This window comes from Halorussus sp. MSC15.2, assembly GCF_010747475.1.
GTDB lineage: Archaea > Halobacteriota > Halobacteria > Halobacteriales > Haladaptataceae > Halorussus.
In genome coordinates this window covers 139,368-154,979 of record NZ_VSLZ01000007.1, presented here as the reverse complement: position 1 = coordinate 154,979, position 15,612 = coordinate 139,368, and the positions used below count along the sequence as shown (strand labels likewise).

At 68.7% G+C, this 15,612-nt stretch carries 16 protein-coding genes; 7 read left to right on the top strand and 9 right to left on the bottom strand.

The genetic code is table 11. The features are described 5' to 3' along the window. Positions 1-39: 39 nt before the first annotated feature. Positions 40-429, top strand: a complete 390-nt coding sequence (locus tag FXF75_RS20010; protein ID WP_163523838.1) for a rhodanese-like domain-containing protein — start codon at positions 40-42, stop codon at positions 427-429. A gap of 178 nt (positions 430-607) precedes the next feature. On the opposite strand, the gene yciH is transcribed toward FXF75_RS20010, so the two are convergent. The 4 genes from yciH to FXF75_RS19990 all read right to left on the bottom strand — a co-directional run bounded on the left by yciH (position 608) and on the right by FXF75_RS19990 (position 5,395). Next, positions 608-901, bottom strand: coding sequence for a stress response translation initiation inhibitor YciH (gene yciH, locus FXF75_RS20005; protein ID WP_128477306.1), 294 nt, complete (start codon positions 899-901; stop codon positions 608-610). Positions 902-1,036: 135 nt separating this feature from the next. Further along, complete coding sequence (locus FXF75_RS20000; RefSeq protein WP_163523837.1) at positions 1,037-3,376, bottom strand: transglutaminaseTgpA domain-containing protein; 2,340 nt, start codon at positions 3,374-3,376, stop codon at positions 1,037-1,039. After that, positions 3,373-4,416, bottom strand: coding sequence for a DUF58 domain-containing protein (locus FXF75_RS19995; RefSeq protein ID WP_163523836.1), 1,044 nt, complete (start codon positions 4,414-4,416; stop codon positions 3,373-3,375). Before FXF75_RS19995 ends, FXF75_RS20000 begins: the two co-directional genes overlap by 4 nt. A 1-nt stretch (position 4,417) precedes the next feature. Further along, positions 4,418-5,395: a MoxR family ATPase gene (locus FXF75_RS19990; protein WP_163523835.1), complete on the bottom strand. Its 978-nt coding sequence runs from the start codon at positions 5,393-5,395 to the stop codon at positions 4,418-4,420. Between the two features lie 247 nt (positions 5,396-5,642). Here FXF75_RS19990 and FXF75_RS19985 point away from each other — a divergent pair, with 247 nt between their 5' ends. After that, positions 5,643-6,272, top strand: a complete 630-nt coding sequence (locus FXF75_RS19985; protein WP_163523834.1) for a TetR/AcrR family transcriptional regulator — start codon at positions 5,643-5,645, stop codon at positions 6,270-6,272. A 59-nt stretch (positions 6,273-6,331) separates the two neighbouring features. On the opposite strand, the gene FXF75_RS19980 is transcribed toward FXF75_RS19985, so the two are convergent. Beyond that, on the bottom strand, positions 6,332-6,532 hold the full coding sequence (locus FXF75_RS19980; protein ID WP_163523626.1) for a hypothetical protein: 201 nt from the start codon (positions 6,530-6,532) through the stop codon (positions 6,332-6,334). 90 nt (positions 6,533-6,622) lie between these two features. On the opposite strand from FXF75_RS19980, the gene FXF75_RS19975 reads away from it, so the two are divergent. Further along, positions 6,623-6,829 carry a hypothetical protein gene (locus FXF75_RS19975; protein ID WP_163523833.1) on the top strand — a complete coding sequence of 69 codons (207 nt, stop codon included), beginning with the start codon at positions 6,623-6,625 and terminating at the stop codon, positions 6,827-6,829. Between the two features lie 21 nt (positions 6,830-6,850). Here FXF75_RS19975 and FXF75_RS19970 read toward each other — a convergent pair whose 3' ends face one another. The 3 genes from FXF75_RS19970 to FXF75_RS19960 all read right to left on the bottom strand — a co-directional run bounded on the left by FXF75_RS19970 (position 6,851) and on the right by FXF75_RS19960 (position 9,253). Further along, entirely contained in the window at positions 6,851-7,849 is a 999-nt protein-coding gene (locus tag FXF75_RS19970; RefSeq protein WP_163523832.1) for a 5,10-methylenetetrahydromethanopterin reductase, read from the bottom strand. Continuing rightward, a complete protein-coding gene (locus tag FXF75_RS19965) occupies positions 7,836-8,603 on the bottom strand; it encodes a coenzyme F420-0:L-glutamate ligase (RefSeq protein WP_163523831.1) in 768 nt (255 codons plus the stop codon). The genes FXF75_RS19970 and FXF75_RS19965 overlap by 14 nt, the downstream gene beginning before the upstream one ends. A 110-nt stretch (positions 8,604-8,713) precedes the next feature. Further along, positions 8,714-9,253: a metallophosphoesterase family protein gene (locus FXF75_RS19960; protein WP_163523830.1), complete on the bottom strand. Its 540-nt coding sequence runs from the start codon at positions 9,251-9,253 to the stop codon at positions 8,714-8,716. A gap of 352 nt (positions 9,254-9,605) precedes the next feature. On the opposite strand from FXF75_RS19960, the gene FXF75_RS19955 reads away from it, so the two are divergent. From FXF75_RS19955 to ddh, 4 genes are all read left to right on the top strand, one after another. Next, on the top strand, positions 9,606-11,057 hold the full coding sequence (locus tag FXF75_RS19955) for an Hvo_1808 family surface protein (protein ID WP_309221873.1): 1,452 nt from the start codon (positions 9,606-9,608) through the stop codon (positions 11,055-11,057). 68 nt (positions 11,058-11,125) lie between these two features. Continuing rightward, a complete protein-coding gene (locus FXF75_RS19950; RefSeq protein ID WP_163523829.1) occupies positions 11,126-12,463 on the top strand; it encodes an NUDIX domain-containing protein in 1,338 nt (445 codons plus the stop codon). 59 nt (positions 12,464-12,522) lie between these two features. Beyond that, complete coding sequence (locus FXF75_RS19945; RefSeq protein WP_163523828.1) at positions 12,523-13,131, top strand: class I SAM-dependent methyltransferase; 609 nt, start codon at positions 12,523-12,525, stop codon at positions 13,129-13,131. 285 nt (positions 13,132-13,416) lie between these two features. Next, positions 13,417-14,397 (top strand): D-2-hydroxyacid dehydrogenase, encoded by a 981-nt coding sequence (ddh, locus tag FXF75_RS19940; RefSeq protein WP_163523826.1) that lies wholly within the window; start codon positions 13,417-13,419, stop codon positions 14,395-14,397. An 8-nt stretch (positions 14,398-14,405) separates the two neighbouring features. Here ddh and FXF75_RS19935 read toward each other — a convergent pair whose 3' ends face one another. Continuing rightward, entirely contained in the window at positions 14,406-15,512 is a 1,107-nt protein-coding gene (locus FXF75_RS19935) for an NAD(P)/FAD-dependent oxidoreductase (RefSeq protein ID WP_163523825.1), read from the bottom strand. Between the last annotated feature and the right edge of the window lie 100 nt (positions 15,513-15,612).

Here is a 15,612-nt window from a genome sequence, read left to right as displayed (position 1 = left end):
CCGCGGGGCTTATTCGGCCGGAAAGCGAAGGTGGAGTCGATGGACGCCGAAATCTCCCCCGAGGAGGTAGACGAACTCCTCGACGCGGACGAGGACGTCCGCGTCGTGGACATCCGGCCGGAAGCAGAGTTCGACCGGGGACACATCCCCGGTAGCGAAAACGTCCCGTTCCACGCGCTCGCCGACGAAATCGAACGGTTCGACGGGGCCGACCGAATCGTGACCGTCTGCCCGCACGGCAAGGCCAGCGTGCAGGCCGCGCGACTCGTCGCCTCCTACGAGGGCGTGTCCGACGACGCCCGCGTCGAGAGCATGGAGGGCGGACTCTCGAAGTGGGAGTACGGACTGACGCGGAGCGGCGACGAGGAGAACGCGAGCGACGAGGGCGCTGACGGAGACGACACCGACGAACCGGACGCCCCCTTCTGAACCGCGGCCGACGGACGACGCAGGCAACCAACACGCGTCTGTGACGCGGATTTCAACTCTCGAACGTTCAGACGCGACTGTAACGAGCAATACCGAGTAGGGCCGGTCGGTAGAAAGAAGAGTAAGAACGTGGTCGTGACTCGATGACCCTCTTCGACATCACAAAACCGACGTGAAATCAGGCTACGTTGAACCCTTTGTCACGGAGGAAATCCTCGACGCGCCCGGTGTGATTGCCCTGGAGCTCTATCTGGCCGTCCTCGACGGTCCCACCGCAGGCGAACTTCGACTTGAGGTCTGAGGACAGACTGTCGAGATCCACGTCCTTCGGGTCGAATCCTTCGATAATCGTTACTTCCTTACCGTAGCGTCGCTCGTCGATGCGGATGTTAATCTGCTGGGACTCTTTGGCCACGTCCTCGCAGACGCAAAGCTCTTGAGGCAGCCCGCACGTCGAGCACACTTCCGACATTACAATTCGGGAATTGGTCGTAGGGGTACAAAACTGTGTCGCTAATTCCCCGAGTAGGGCCGCGATAGAAACCGGAGGCGAGCGATTATCCTCCGTCGGGGAGACGCCGTAGCGAGGCCGGAAGCGTGCCCTGCCTCACCGTCTGCCGCCGTCCGCACCGACATCGAGGAGACCCCGGCGCTCGCTGACCAACTCGTCCACCAGCGAGACCGCCTCCTCGGCCAGTCGCTCCTCGGCGTCTCCGGCGTACCGGACGCGTTCGTAGATGGCCCCCACGCGCTCGGCCCGGTCGTCCACGTCGGCGTTCGCGGCCAGCGACGCGAGGTACTCGCGTCGGGACTCTCCGGGTCGGCGCTCGCGGTACTCTTCGGCGAGCAGGCGTTCGAGTCGGTCGAACGCCCGCGTCACGTCGGTCTCGGGGTCGCGACGAGGTTGCCACCTGAGCCAGACCGCGCGCCGGAGTCGGTCGAGGAGACCGGCCCGGCGCGCGGCCGCGAGCAGGCCGACGACCACGAGCGCGCCCAGCACCGCCTGCTCGCGCGACGGCGGGCCTATCGGGAGACCGCCGCCCTCGTCGCCGGAGGTCCCGCCGCCCGCGCCGTCTGCGGTGGTAGTGAACCCGCCGAGCGTCCCGTTGAGCGCATCTCCGCCGGGGTTGACGGGGCGGCGGTCGCCCAGTCCGGGCGCAGACGTCGTCGGCCCGGTCGTCCCGTTTTCGGTGGGACCTGTCGTCGTGCTCTCGTCGGGGTCGGTCGTCGTCGCGGTGGTCGTCGGCGTCCACGTTCCCTCCTCGCTCTCCTCGGTGTCCACGTCCGAGATATTACTCTGGCGGGCCTGTTGGACCTGCGAGCCTTCGGCCTGCTGGCGCGGGGCGGACGGCGTGGGGTCGAACTTCACCCACCCGACCTCCGGGAAGTAGACCTCGACCCACGCGTGGGAGTCGAGACCACGGACGACCCACTCGTCGCTGGCGACTCGCTGGCCGGGGGTGTAGCCGACCGCGAACCGCGCCGGAACCCCCTGCGACCGGAGCATGGTGACCATCGAGGTGGCGAAGTAGGTGCAGTAGCCCGACTCCATCTCGAAGATGAAGCTCTCGGCGATGTTCCCGTCCGGGCGCGAGACGTCGAGCGAGTAGCGCTTGTTCGATTCGAGCCAGTTCTCGACGGCCTTCGCCGTGCCGTAGGGCGTCTCTGCGCCCGCCTCGCTGACTATTTTGTTCGTCCGCGTCCGGATTCGGTCGGCCGAACTCCCCGGCAGTTGGAGGTAGCGACGCTCGACGCGGTCGGGGTAGTCGGTGCCAGCGGCCTGGAGTTGGCGCGCCGTGGGGTTCGGAACTCGACTGACGACCGTGTAGCTCTCGCCCTGTCGGAGCGCGCCAACTGGTTCGAAGGCCCCGAGCGAGGTGACGCGGGTGTTGTCGCGGTCGCCCGACTTCAACCGCGTCGGCTTCCACGCCGCGGGCATCGCGCCCATCCGTTCGACTTCCACGTTGACGGTCTGGGTCACGGTCTTCGACCGGCCGGGCGGTGCGGGTTGGGCCTGATACGTCCTGCCCTCTCCGGTCCGAATCCAGCCGTTACCGTCGTAGCGGTCGTAGGCCGCGACCCGCCAGTAGTCGGCGTCGCTGGATTCGACCGTGAATCGGACCTTCGGCGAGAGCCGAATCGACCCGACGATGGACACCCGGTCGCCGCTGGTGACGAACGCCTCCTCGACGGTCGGCGGACTCGCGCCGCCGCCGGGGAGGACGGGACTCGCGCCGCCGCCCGGAACGACGGTGGCCGTGGAGGCGAGGACCACCATCACCACGAGCACGACCGCCAAGGTGTCCACCTGCGCGGACGTGCCGCCGCGGCGCGCGAGCGTGCCGAACCCGAGCGTCGCGGCGGCCGCGAGCGACCCGACCAGCGTGGCGAAGTTGCCGAGGTCGCCGGTCAGGACGAAGAATCCCATCGCTGTCCCGGCCGCCCCGACCGCAAGCGCGTATCGCCGCCGCAGGACGAGGTACCACGGCGCGAACACCATCGCCGGGGCGACGCCGAGCGCCCACGCTCCGACCTCGGTCATCCGGAGGACCGACAGACCGGTGAGTAGCGCCACGTTGTCGGCCACGATTTTCCCGACCGACGCCGCGACGAGGTAGGCGCTGGGCACCGCCAGGTAGTACGCGGCGAGTCCGAGCGCGAGCAGTCCCGCCGCGAGCGCGCTAGCCTGCGCGAGGCGGAGGCGACGGGCGACCGCCGCCCCGGCGAAGAGCGTGGCCGCGACGAGCGCCAGCAGGGTCGTCGTCCCGCCCACGATGTCGGTGACGTGGTAGAGGACGCCGAGGTAAGTGGCCATCACGACCGCCAGCGACCCGACCGCCAGCCAGTGGTACGACACCGTCACCTCGCCGAGGTCGAGTTCTCGGCCGACCGCGCTGTTGGTGCTCGTTCCGCTCGCACGGTCGGAATTCGCACCGTCCGCGCTCATCGTGACTCACCTCCGGAGGGTCGGCCGCCGTCGGCGAGCGCGGTCCGGCTAGGGGCGGACTCCTCCGCACCCGTACCCGACAACTGACCGAAGGTGACGGTCCGCTCGCCGACGGTGACGCGGACCTCGTCCTCGTCTGTTCGGCCCTGTACGAGGACGTCGATGCCCTCCCGGCGGTTCTCGCTCACCGTTCCGGGGTGCGTCCGGGCCAACAGCGTCAGCAGTTCGGTCCGGTGGTCCTCGCCCGTGCCGGGTTCGACCCGGCCGCCGGGGACGGTCAGTCCGACCGCGAGTCCGGCGTCGAGCAGGTACGTCAGGATGCTGGCGGCGGCCTCCGCCACGTCGTCCATCCGGCCGCCGTCGGCCTCCGCGAGGAGTTCGACCTGCTGGCGCTCCTCGTCGGCCTCGAACTCCATCACCACGAGGTCCTCGTTGGGCCGCTTGGCGCTGGACTTCCAGTGAACGTCCCGGAGCGGGTCGCCGCGCTCGTACGCTCTGAGTTGGTCGAACCGGTCGCGGCCACCGAGACCGAACTGCCGCTGGAGCGACGCGAGGTCGCTGGCGTCGCTCAGCCGGTGAATCTCGGGGAACACGACGATTTCGTTGTTGACCGGGTAGGTGTACGTCTCCTCCCAGACGCCCAGCACGTCCTCCGCGACGACTTCGACCGGGCCGACCGACTGGAATCCGCGGTCCCGGAGCGTCACGTCGAAGGTGACGGTGCCGTCGGCGACGGTGGTCTCGAACTCGGGGTCCGCGAGGTCCAACCCGTCGCCGACGTCGAGACGGACGGTCGCCGCCAGCGGCGAGGCGGCCCGGAAGTCGAGCGACACCGTCGCGGTCTCGCCCGCGAACCCGTACTCGGGCGTCTCGGTCCGGAGTTCGGGCTGTCCGGCGCGCCTGACCTGAAACCACCCGGCCGCGAGCGCGACCAGCGTCGGGCCGACAACCGCGTTCAACGAGCGGGCGCCGAAGCGCGCGGCCATCAGGAACGCGCCGACCGCGACGACGGCGAGCGCCCATCCGCGTCGCGTGAACATCTCACTCCACCGGAACCGATTCCAGCGCCTCGGCTATCAGTTCGCGGCCCGACGCGCCGCCCGACGACGCGGCGGTCCGGACTCGGTGGGCGAGAACGCTCTGAGCCTCGGCCTGCACGTCGTCGGGAACCACGTAGTCGCGGCCGTCGAGGACCGCTCTGGCCTGCGCCGACCGGAGGAGCGCGATGGACCCGCGCGGACTGACCCCGAGGTCGGCGTGGTCTCGGGTGTAGTTCGCCAGCCGAGTCACGTACGCCCGAACCGGTTCCTCGGCGGTCACGGCAGCGACCGTCTCGCGGGCGGCCAGTACGTCCTCGGCGGTCGCCACGGGTTCGAGTTCCTCGATGGGGTGGCGGCCCGTGACGCGTCGGAGGACCTCCGATTCGTCCTCGGGCGAGGGGTAGCCGAGCGTGAGCCGTTTGGCGAATCGGTCCACCTCGGCGATGGGGAGTTCGTAGGTCCGGTCGGCCTCCACGTCGTTCTGCGTGGCGATGACGGTGAACGGCTGGTCGAGTTCGTAGGTCTCGCCGTCCACCGTGACCTGCGCCTCCTCCATGGCTTCGAGCAGTGCCGACTGGGTCTTCGGGGGTGCCCGGTTTATCTCGTCGGCGAGAACCACGTTGCCGAACACCGGGCCGGGACGGAACTCGAACTCGCGAGTTCGCTCGTCGAAGACGTTCACGCCGGTCACGTCGGTCGGCATCAGGTCGGGCGTGAACTGGACCCGCGAGAACTCGCAGTCGATGGACCGGGCCAGCGACCGCGCGAGCATGGTCTTGCCGACCCCGGGCACGTCGTCCAGCAGGAGGTGACCCCGCGAGAGGATGGCGGTCACGATGTGTTCGGTCACGTCGTGATGACCCACGATGACGCGCTCCACGTTCTCGACGATTCGCTCGGCGACGTCGGCGGCCTCGTCTACCGGCAAGGGGGTCGGTGACGCGTCGGTTCGACGTTGAGGGGAGTTAGCTTCCGTCATGAGTGGCTCCGTCAGCACGCGGAGGGCGAGAAAGCCGACGACCTGTCGCGTTGGCCGCCGAAGCGTGCAGTTATCGTGTTACCTTTCGCGTCCAGCTTTGAAACTTTTGTCCCAGCACGAACGTGTTTTACTCCGCAGTGGGAGACGGTCGATTCGTTCCCGACGTTCTAGCAGGGTTACGATACGTCGAATCTCGGAGGAGTCCGAGGTTTGATACACCCGCGCACACTACGTAGTTATCGACCACATGCCGCCGGAGAATCTCTTCGAGGAGTCGGCCGACGACACTCGGACAGCCATCATGGAAGCGACGTACCGAGCGCTGACCGAGTACGGCTACGCCGGTCTCACTATCCAGCGAATCGCGGACAAGTTCGACAAGAGCAAATCGCTACTCTATCACCACTACGACGGGAAGGACGACCTACTGGTCGATTTCCTCGAATTCGTCCTCGACTACGCCGAGAGCAACGTCCCGAGGAGCGGCGACGAGTCCGCGCCGAAACGGCTCACGGCGTTCATCGACAGCGTCTTCCCGCCGGACCCGGAGACGGACGACGAGTTCGTCGGCGTCTTCGTCCAACTCCGGGCGCAGGCGGTGCAGGACGACGACTACGAGTGTCACTTCACGGAGAGCGACCGCTACTTCCGCCAGCACATCGCGGGCGTCATCGAGGACGGCATAGAGGAGGGGACCTTCCGCGAAGTGGACGCCGAGCAGTCGGCGGCGTTCCTCGTCTCGCTGGTCAACGCCGCGCTGACCGAGCGCACTACGACCGACGACCCCGAGGCGCTCCGGGCGGTCCGAGCGGAGGTAGACGAGTACCTCGAAACCCGCCTGCTCGCGAACGACGACGCCGGGAACAGTGAGAGATAGCTCCGCTCTTCTACATCCGGACATCGACTGAGGTGACGGGGGGAACGGACGCGTCCGACCTACCACTCTTTGCAGTCGGCGCACACGAGACCGCCGTCCCGTTCGCCGTCCGCGCGCCACCGGCGTTCGACAGACGCGCCGCAGTCGGCGCACTCGCCGCCCGCGGGCGACCACTCGTACGTCGAGACTGCGGGGTCGGCGTCGTCGCTCTCGGTCGCGGCCGTCGATTCGAAGCCGTCGAGCGATGCGTCGTCACTCACGCCCCGAAGTACGGAGCCACCCGTCGTAAGCGTGCCGGAGTATCGTCCGCATACGGAGCAAACAAGTATCCCGACTCCAGACGTGTAGACATGGCGAGCATCATCCAGAACGTCTTGGACATGATTGGCTACTTCACCGACGTTGCGTTTGCCTTCCCGACCTCCATCCTCCTGCTGACGGTGGGGTTCTTGCTGGTGGTCCTTCCGTCGCTCGTGTTCGGGTACCTCGCCGCGGGCGGAATCGTGGACTACATCGTGCCCGACTCGGTCGGACGGCCGCCCGCACACCAGCGGTAACGCCGCTTCTCAGTCGCCCCGCTACTCGGCCGCGTCCAGCGCCCCAGCAACGAGGCTGACCGCGTCCTTCGGGTCGGGACCGAGCGGCGACCCGGCGACGAAGCTATCGGCGTACTCCAGCACTCCCGAAATCTTCTCCGCGGCGGCGTCCGGCGTTCCGGCGATACAGAACGCGTCTATCATCTTCGGCGTGACCGCATCGAACGCCGCCTCGAAGTCGCCGGACTCGATGGCGTCGCCGATTTCGGCCGCGCGGTCGCGGTCCACGTCGTGTCTGTCGAGGACCGGCGGGGCCGCCCCGGCGGCGATGAACGCGACCGGCGGTCTCGCGGCCTCGCGGGCGGTCTCTGCGTCCTCGGCCACGCTGACGCTGGCGTAGGCCGCGAAGTCGAACTCGTCGCGCCCGCCTCGGTCCTCGGGGCGCTCGGCCAGTCCCTTCTCGACCTGCTGGTCGGCCCACGCGAAGTCGTCGGGGTGGGAAGCGTTGACGAGCACGCCGTCGGCGTGCTTCGCGGACATCCGAATCATGTGGGGTCCCTGCGCGCCGACGTAGACCGGGATGTCGTCCTCGCGGGCCGCGCCGACCTCGTAGTTGAGACCGGCGTCGGTCGCTCGGAAGGTGCCGTCGTGGTCCACGCGCTCGCCCGCCCAGAGCTTCTGGGAGACCTTCATCGTCTCCAGCACGCGCCGGAGCGGCTTGTCGCGCTCGAAGCCCAGATTCCGGAGCGTCGAGCGGTCGCCCGCGCCGAGACCGCAGACCGCCCGACCGCCGCTGGTCTCGTCGAGCGTCGCCACGCGCGAGGCCAGCGAGACCGGGTGGCTCTCGTAGGGGTTGGCGACGCCCGGCCCGACCAGCAGGTCGTCGGTCGCGGCCGCGACCCTGTCGAGGACGACGAAGGGGTCGCGGTTGTTGTAGTGGCAACTGGCGAACAGCGCGTCGAACCCCTCGCGCTCGGCCTCCCGACCGATGTCCACGAGGTCGGAGACGGGGTGTTCGGGCGTGAGTTCAATTCCGCGCAAACTCCCACCCCCTGAGCGCCTGCCGAACGAAGTCGCCGTCCACGTCGCGGTAGAGGTTGTCGCTCCCCTCGTGGTTGCCGAACTCCCAGTCGCGCACGACCGCGACCGGGAGGCCGTCGTCGCCCTCGCCGGTCACGAGGTTCGCCGCGGCCGCGAGTTCGTCAACGACCGCCTCGACGGTGACTTCGAGTTCGTGGCCGTCGCGGTCGGTCTCGCCCCGCCAGTCGCGCGACGCCTGGATACCGGACCACCCGATGGCGACCCCGCGCTGGCCGTGCCGGAAGGGCCGCCCGGAGGTGTCGGTCACGATGACGGCGGGGTCGGCCGAGAGGTTGCGCCGGATTCGGTCGGCGCTCTCGCTCGGACGCTCGGGTAACAGCAGGAGGTCGTGCCCCTCGTCGCCGACGTTCGAGCGGTCGATGCCCGCGTTGACGCCGACGTGACCGAACCTCGTCGCCGTGAGCAGGAACGGCGCGTCCACGATTACCTCGGTGCTCTCCTCCAAGACGGCCTGCGCGAATCGGGGGTCCTTCTCCTCGCCGGAGACGGCTTCGAGTCGCTCGGCTATCTCCTTCGCTCGGGGTCCCGCCGGGAAGTCGTCGAGGTCGGCGCGTCGGTCCTCGGCCTTCGAGACGACGGTGCTTGCGACCAGCAGTACGTCGTCGTCCCGGATGTCGGCCCGCGATTCGACGAGGGCCGCGAGGTCGTCGCCCGGCCGGACCTCTGGCAGTCCCGGCACCGCGAACACGTCCATACCCGGAGATTGGCGCGTCGGAGGTAAAAACCCGCCCGAAACGGGCAAGTGACGACGGTGAGAGAAGGACGAGCGAAGCCGGGAACGGAAGCGAACCTCGTCGGAGAGACCTACGCCTCGGGGTACTTCTCCGGGTTCTCGACCCGCACGTCTTCGACGTACATCTTCGTGTTCACTTCGCCTTCGAGAATCTCGACGGTCATCATCGTCGCCACGTTCGCGGGGTCCGCGCCGGTCGCGCTCCCCGGGTTCAGGAACCGGATGCCCTCGATGTCGTCGTCCACGACCGCGTGGGTGTGGCCCGCCACCGCGATGCCCGGCCCGGTCAGTTCCTCGTTGACGGCCTCGGCGATGGTCTCCTCGTACTCCTCCGCCGTGGCGGCGGTGCCGTGGGTCACGACGAAGGTGGTGTCGCCGACCTCGACCGAGGCTATCTCCGGCAGGTCGAGCGACTCCGGGTCCATGTTCCCCGCGACGGCGGTGAAGTTGTCACCCGCGAGGTCCGCGACAGTCTCGTAGGCTTCGGGGCTGTCGAAGTCGCCGGCGTGGATGGTGTAGTCGGCCTCGCGGACGCGCTCGGCGACCCAGTCGGGGATTCGGTCCGCGCGGGACGGGACGTGCGTGTCGCTGATAATCGCAATTTCGACCATGGACGTGGTTTCAGGGCCGGTCGGCAAAAACGTTCAGGGCGGTGTCACAAGCGGTGGTCTTTTGCCGGGTGCGGTGGTCACTGTCAATGGTGGGGGAGACAGGGGGAATGCTAACACACGGTAACGGAACGACAGCGACGCTACTGGTACTGTTGCTCCTCGCGTCGGGTGTCGCCGGAGCGACGGTGGGTGCGAGTACGTCGAAGAGGACTGCGAGCGCTGCGACGGCGAACGCGCCAACAGCAAACGCCGCGACGGCGACAGCAAACGTAGCGACGGGGAACGGGGTAACAGAGAGCAGAGCGACGAGCGCGCAGGACGACGGCGGAACGCAGAACGCGACGGTGGCGTCGTGTGCGGCGACGCCGCCGGAGAACGGCTCGACCCCGCGTCGGACGTGAAAGGGTGGGAGAACGGCTACTGGTACGACGAGTCCATCGACGTGAGTCAGGACGACGGGGTCCAGCGCGAGGAGCGCGAGACCATCGTCTCGCGGACGATGGCGCGCGTCGAGGCGGTCCGGTGCGTCGAGTTCAATCAGTCCGTGCCGGTCGAACTGCTGAGTCGAGAGGAGTACCGCCAGCAGCAGGCAGGCCGGAACGTCTCGGATGGACTCCGAGCGTTCGACAACGGGAAGTTCGAGGCGCTGTTCCTCGTCAACGAGTCGGCCGACTCCATCGCGGTTCAGAGACGGAACAGAGGCTCCGGCGTCCTCGGGTTCTACAGTCCGCGAGGCGATAGAATCGTGGTCATCGCCGAGAGCGCCGAGACGCTCCGGATGGACGAGTTGACGCTCGCCCACGAGTTAATGCACGCGTGGCAGGACCAGCAGTACAACCTCTCGGGCAAGCCGTTCGCCGCGAAGTTACGCGACCAAGTGAACGCCCGGAACGGCATCGTCGAGGGCGACGCGAGACTCACCGAGCAACTCTACGACGAACTGTGCGGGGAGGCGTGGAACTGCCTCGAACCGCCCTCGCGCAGGAGCGCCGGGCCGCTGGCCAACATCGGCGTCTACCTGCTGAAGTACCAGCCGTACAGCGACGGTCCGGCGTTCGTCCGGATGGTCCACGAGGTCGGCGGCTGGGACGCCGTGAACGCGCTCTACGCCGACCTGCCCGCCTCGACGGAGCAGGTCATCCACCCGCAGAAGTACGGCATCGACCAACCGACGAACGTCTCGCTGAACGACGAGACCACCGAGGCGTGGAGTCGCGTCAGGCCGCCGGACCGACCGGGCTACGGCCAACTCGGTGAGGCCGCGCTGATGGCGATGTTCATCTACCCGTACTACCACAGTCAGGGCCAGTCGAACGTGGTTCCGCCCGCCCAGTGGTTCAACCGGAACGAGACGGGTAACGTCAGCGACTTCGACCCGCTGAACTACGAGTCCCAGTTCTCCACCGGGTGGGACGGTGACCGCCTCCACGTCTACCGGAACGAGTCCGGCGCGGGGGCGTACGTCTGGCGACTCGCGTGGGACTCCCCGCAGGACGCCACGCAGTTCGTCGAAGGCTACAGGCAGGTCCTCCGGTACTGGGGCGGCGAGGAAGTCGCCCCGAACGTGTGGCGCATCGACCGTGGGGGCTTCGCCGACGCCTTCTACGTGGACGTGAACGAGACGACGGTCACCATCGTGAACGCGCCGACGGTCAGCCAGTTGAACGAGGTCCGGTCGAGCGTCGGACCGCTCTCGGGCGACCAACCGACCGACGACACCGAGGCGACTGCGACAGCGGAGACCGAGACGAACGGGACCGAGACGAACGAGACTGCGACGAACGAGACCACGACCGAGGCGTAGGTCTGCGGCCGCGACACTGCCTCTTTTTGGACCGGGAGTTCAAGCCGCTCCGGACCGACGCGTCGAATATGGAGAGGACCCACGTCGTCACCTGTTTCCTCAGGAATCGCGGTGAGGTGCTGTTGCTGCGGCGCTCCGAGGCGGTCGGTTCCTACCCCGGTAAGTGGGGCGGCGTGGCGGGCCACGCCGAGGGCGACCCCGACGCCGGAGGCCGGACCGCGTCCTCCGAACCCTCGCCCGCCGACGCCCGCGAGGACGCCGCGGCCCGCGAGGAGATAGCCGAGGAGACCGGCCTGCTCGACGCCTGCACGCTCGCTCGCAAGGGCACGGCCTTCGAGTTCGAGGACGAAGAACTCGGAACGCGCTGGGTCGTCCACCCCTACCTGTTCGACTGCGAGCACCGGGACGCCGAGACCGACTGGGAGACCGACGAGTCCGAGTGGGTTCATCCGACCGAAATCCTCCGGCGCGACACCGTGCCGAACCTCTGGACCGCCTACTCGCGGGTCGCGCCCACCGTCCAGCAGGTCGCCGAGGACGAGGACCGCGGGTCGGCCTCTCTCTCGGTCCGGGCGCTCGAAGTCCTGCGTGACCGGGCGGGGTCGTTCGCCGTGCAGGGGAACGGCGGGTGGTCCCAACTCGCCGCCCTCGCCGAGCGACTGCTCGACGCCCGGCCGAGCATGGCCGCGGTCGGCAACCGCGTGAATCGCGCGATGGCGGCGGCGAGCGACGCGGCCGACGACGAGGCTGACGACGAGACCGCCGCGATGGCCGTCGAACGCGCCGCCCGCGAGGGCATCGAGCGCGCCTACCGGGTGGACGAGCGGGCCGCCGCGAACGCCGCGGCGGAGATTCGGGGCGGAACCGTGCTGACGCTCTCTCGCTCGGGGACCGTCTTCGACGCGCTCCCCGCGGCCGACCGCGCGTTCGTCGCCGAGTCGCGTCCGGCCCGGGAAGGCGTCGGCGTCGCCGAGCGACTGGCCGCGGACCCGGAGGGGCCGGACGTGACGCTCCACACCGACGCCGCCGTCGCGCACGTGCTGGCGACCGAAAACGTGGACGCGCTACTCGTCGGTGCCGACGCCGTCCTGCCCGACGGGCGGGTGGTGAACAAGACCGGGACGCGCGGGGCCGCGCTGGCCGCAGAGAGAGAGGGTGTTCCGGCGTACACGGTCGCGGCCAGCGACAAGGTCCGGACCGACGACGCGGTGCATCTGGAGGCGGGCGACGCCCGAGCGGTGTACGACGGCGACGCCGAAGTCGAGGCGCTGAACCCGACGTTCGACGTGACGCCCGCGGACCTGCTCTCGGGCGTGATTACCGAGCGCGGCGTGCTGGACGAGAGCGGAGTCTCGGCGGTCGCCGACGAACTCCGGGCGCTCTCGGCGTGGCGCGACGGCGAGTGACGGCGGCCCGGAACGACTCCGGCCGAACACTCAACTCGGCGCGCCTCGAAGTCGTACCGATGCCGGTACCGCCCGCAGACCTCTACGACCAGTACGCGGCCGACTTCGACGCCGACACCGGACTCGACGCGTTACCGGAGACGTTCCGCGACCTCCTCGACTCGTTCGTCGAGTCGCTCGACGGTCCGGCCGTCCTCGACGCGGGGTGCGGACCCGGCCGTGACGTGGAGTACTTCCTGACCCGCGGTCTCGACCCGGTCGGCATCGACCTCGCACGCGGCATGGTCGAGTACGCCCGCGAGAACCGTCCCGGCCGATACCTCCAGATGGACGTCCGCCGACTCGGGTTCGAGAGCGACCGGTTCGACGGTCTCTGGTGTCCCGCGTCACTGTTCTTCGTCCCGCCGGAGGAGATGGAGACGGCGCTGAGCGAGTTCGTGCGCGTGCTTCGGCCCGGCGGGGTCGCGAGAGTCGGATTCAAACTCGGCGACGGACCGGTCGAAGTCGAGAAGTGGGACGCGACGACGGTAGAGTATCACGTCTCCGAGAGCGAGGCGCGGGGGTTGCTCGAAGCGGCCGGGTTCCGCGTCGAGTCGGTTTCGGTGGACGAGGTCTCGCCGGAACGGACCTTCGCGAACTTCCGCTGTCGCGAGGCGGGCCGGTCGTAGAACGCTCTCGCCCGCGTCCGACAAGGATGGATTCATCACGCTCCGGGCGGTAGCACTACCCGGTGGCGATGAAGAAAGTTACCCCCTCCGAGCCCCTTGTGACGAGGAACTTTCACCGAGCCACCGTTCGATAATTCACGGCACGGTGGTTTCTGCGGGGAGGACTGGGTCTCGATACGCCGGACAGTAGTGACGAGTCCGGGCAACCGAGTGAAGTCGTCCCGCGAGACAGTCGATAGTTCCCCGACCCGAAGATTCAACCGCCGAGACTCCGGACAGTCAGCCATGCAGGTACGCCGTCTCGGCATCCACGACTCCGTGAGCGCCGTCTTCCCACCGGAACGACTCCGCGACGCGCTCGACGACCTCGGTAGCGAGGCGCGTCGCGCCTCGGACACGAGCGGGGAGCAAAGCGACCCGCGGGTCGCGGTCCCGGTCGTCGGTGACGACGAACTCGGCGACTGCGACGCGGTCGTGACCTTCGCGTACTCCGACGCCTTCCTCGACGCGGACCTCGACTGGATTCACTCGATTCAGGCCGGGTACGACCGCTTCCCGCTGGACGTCCTCGAAGAGCGGGGCGTCACCCTGACCAACAGCACCGGCATCCACGACACCTCCGTCGGCGAGTTCGCGGTCGGCCTGATGCTGTCGTTCGCGCGCCGCCTCCACACCTACGTCCGCGCGCAGGAGGACCGCGAGTGGCGCCACCCCGCGTGGGACGACCCGTTCACGCTCGACGGCGAGCGCCTCTGCGTCGTCGGACTCGGCACCCTCGGCCGAGGAATCGCCGAACGCGCCGACGCCCTCGGGATGGACGTGGTCGGCGTCCGGCGTTCGGGCGAACCCACGCCCCACACCGAAGCGGTCTACACGCCCGACGACCTCCACGAGGCCGTCGCGGACGCCCGGTTCGTCGCGCTGGCGGTCCCGCTGACCGACGAGACCACCGGGATGGTCGGAGCCGACGAGTTCGCTGCGATGCGCGACGACGCCTACCTCGTCAACGTCGCCCGCGGGCCGGTGGTCGTGCAGGACGAACTGGTCGCCGCGCTCCGCGACGGCGAGATAGCCGGCGCGGGACTGGACGTATTCGAGGAGGAACCCCTGCCGGAGGATTCGCCGCTCTGGGACTTCGAGGAGGTTCTCGTGACGCCTCACCGCGCCGCGGCCGAGCGGGACTACTTCCGACACATCGCGTGGTTAGTCAGGCAGAACGTCGAGCGCGTGGAGTCTGGCGACGAGATGACGAACAGGGTCGTCTGAGTCGGGTCTCACTCGTCCGGCGGCGTCATCCCCGCGTGTTCGTCGGCCGCCCGAACGCGCCACATCCGCGCGCGGAGGTCGTCGGGCATCGCGGGCACCCCGAGGTCGGGGACGCGGTCGAGTTCGTCGGGTGCGACCGGGAATTGCCTGAGGTCCTTGTGGAGCGCGATGCCGGCGTACGCGCCGTCGCCGATGGCGATGGGCGTCTGATTCTGACCGTGGGTCAGGTCGCCGACGGCGTAGACGCCCGAGACGCTGGTCTCGCGGTCCTCGTCCACTGCCACGGCACCGTCGTCGCGGAGGTCGCACCCGAGTGCCGCGGCGAGGTCGTTGTTGTACTCCCTGCCGTAGACGGCGAACCCGCCGCCGTACTCGCGGGTGCGGCCGTCGGCGAACTCCAGACCGCCGAGCCACGGGGCGTCGTCGCCGGTCGCGTGGTCCGAGTCCTCCGCGGCGAACGCGTGGTCCACGCGGTCCTCGACCACAGCGACCGGATGGGTCTCGACCTGCTCGGCCACGTCGTCGCTCCAGTCGGGGTCCTCGTCGTTCAGCAGGACGTCCACCTCGTCGGTGAAGTTGAGCAGGAGCATCGCCACCTCGGCCGCGTGGTCCTCGTGGCCGAGGACGAAGACGGGTTCGTCGCCGAGGGTGTAGGCGTCGCAGTGGACGCAGTAGTGGAGACCCCGGCCGGTGAACCGGCGGAGGTCCCGGACTCGCGGGGGAACGTCGGTGAACCCGGTCGCGAGGACCACGCGGTCGGCCCGGAGCGCGACGTTCTCGGCGGTCACGCGGAACTGGGTGTCGTCGCTCTCGTTCTCGAACTCGGTCGCGGCGGCCCGGTCGCGTTCGACCTCCTCGACCGCGCGCACGTCGTCACAGTAGTAGTCGGCGCCGTACTCTTCGAGTTGGTCGATGGCGAGTTCGGTCACGTCGCGTCCGGACGTCTCCTCGGAGACGCCGACGAGGTTGTGGACGAACGAGACCGACTCGTACCGGCCGCCCTCGCGGTTGACCAGCGCGGTCCGGTGGCCGAGGCGGGTCGCGTAGAGCGCGGTCGTGAGTCCAGCGGGGCCGCCACCGACGACGACGACCTCGTAGGCCGGGGTCTGAGCCATTGGGTGCGATTGCGTCGTGACGTAGTTTGACCTTGGGGCCGGGAATTTCGACCTTTGAATCGGACGTTCGGTGCGGGCGATTCGCGACTCCGGACGAACC

Coding starts and splice junctions, on each gene's coding strand:
- FXF75_RS20010 (WP_163523838.1), top strand. CDS start 40: ATGGACGCCGAAATCTCCCCCGAGGAGGTAGACGAACTCCTCGACGCG.
- yciH (WP_128477306.1), bottom strand. CDS start 901: ATGTCGGAAGTGTGCTCGACGTGCGGGCTGCCTCAAGAGCTTTGCGTC.
- FXF75_RS20000 (WP_163523837.1), bottom strand. CDS start 3,376: ATGAGCGCGGACGGTGCGAATTCCGACCGTGCGAGCGGAACGAGCACC.
- FXF75_RS19995 (WP_163523836.1), bottom strand. CDS start 4,416: ATGTTCACGCGACGCGGATGGGCGCTCGCCGTCGTCGCGGTCGGCGCG.
- FXF75_RS19990 (WP_163523835.1), bottom strand. CDS start 5,395: ATGACGGAAGCTAACTCCCCTCAACGTCGAACCGACGCGTCACCGACC.
- FXF75_RS19985 (WP_163523834.1), top strand. CDS start 5,643: ATGCCGCCGGAGAATCTCTTCGAGGAGTCGGCCGACGACACTCGGACA.
- FXF75_RS19975 (WP_163523833.1), top strand. CDS start 6,623: ATGGCGAGCATCATCCAGAACGTCTTGGACATGATTGGCTACTTCACC.
- FXF75_RS19965 (WP_163523831.1), bottom strand. CDS start 8,603: ATGGACGTGTTCGCGGTGCCGGGACTGCCAGAGGTCCGGCCGGGCGAC.
- FXF75_RS19960 (WP_163523830.1), bottom strand. CDS start 9,253: ATGGTCGAAATTGCGATTATCAGCGACACGCACGTCCCGTCCCGCGCG.
- FXF75_RS19950 (WP_163523829.1), top strand. CDS start 11,126: ATGGAGAGGACCCACGTCGTCACCTGTTTCCTCAGGAATCGCGGTGAG.
- FXF75_RS19945 (WP_163523828.1), top strand. CDS start 12,523: ATGCCGGTACCGCCCGCAGACCTCTACGACCAGTACGCGGCCGACTTC.
- ddh (WP_163523826.1), top strand. CDS start 13,417: ATGCAGGTACGCCGTCTCGGCATCCACGACTCCGTGAGCGCCGTCTTC.
- FXF75_RS19935 (WP_163523825.1), bottom strand. CDS start 15,512: ATGGCTCAGACCCCGGCCTACGAGGTCGTCGTCGTCGGTGGCGGCCCC.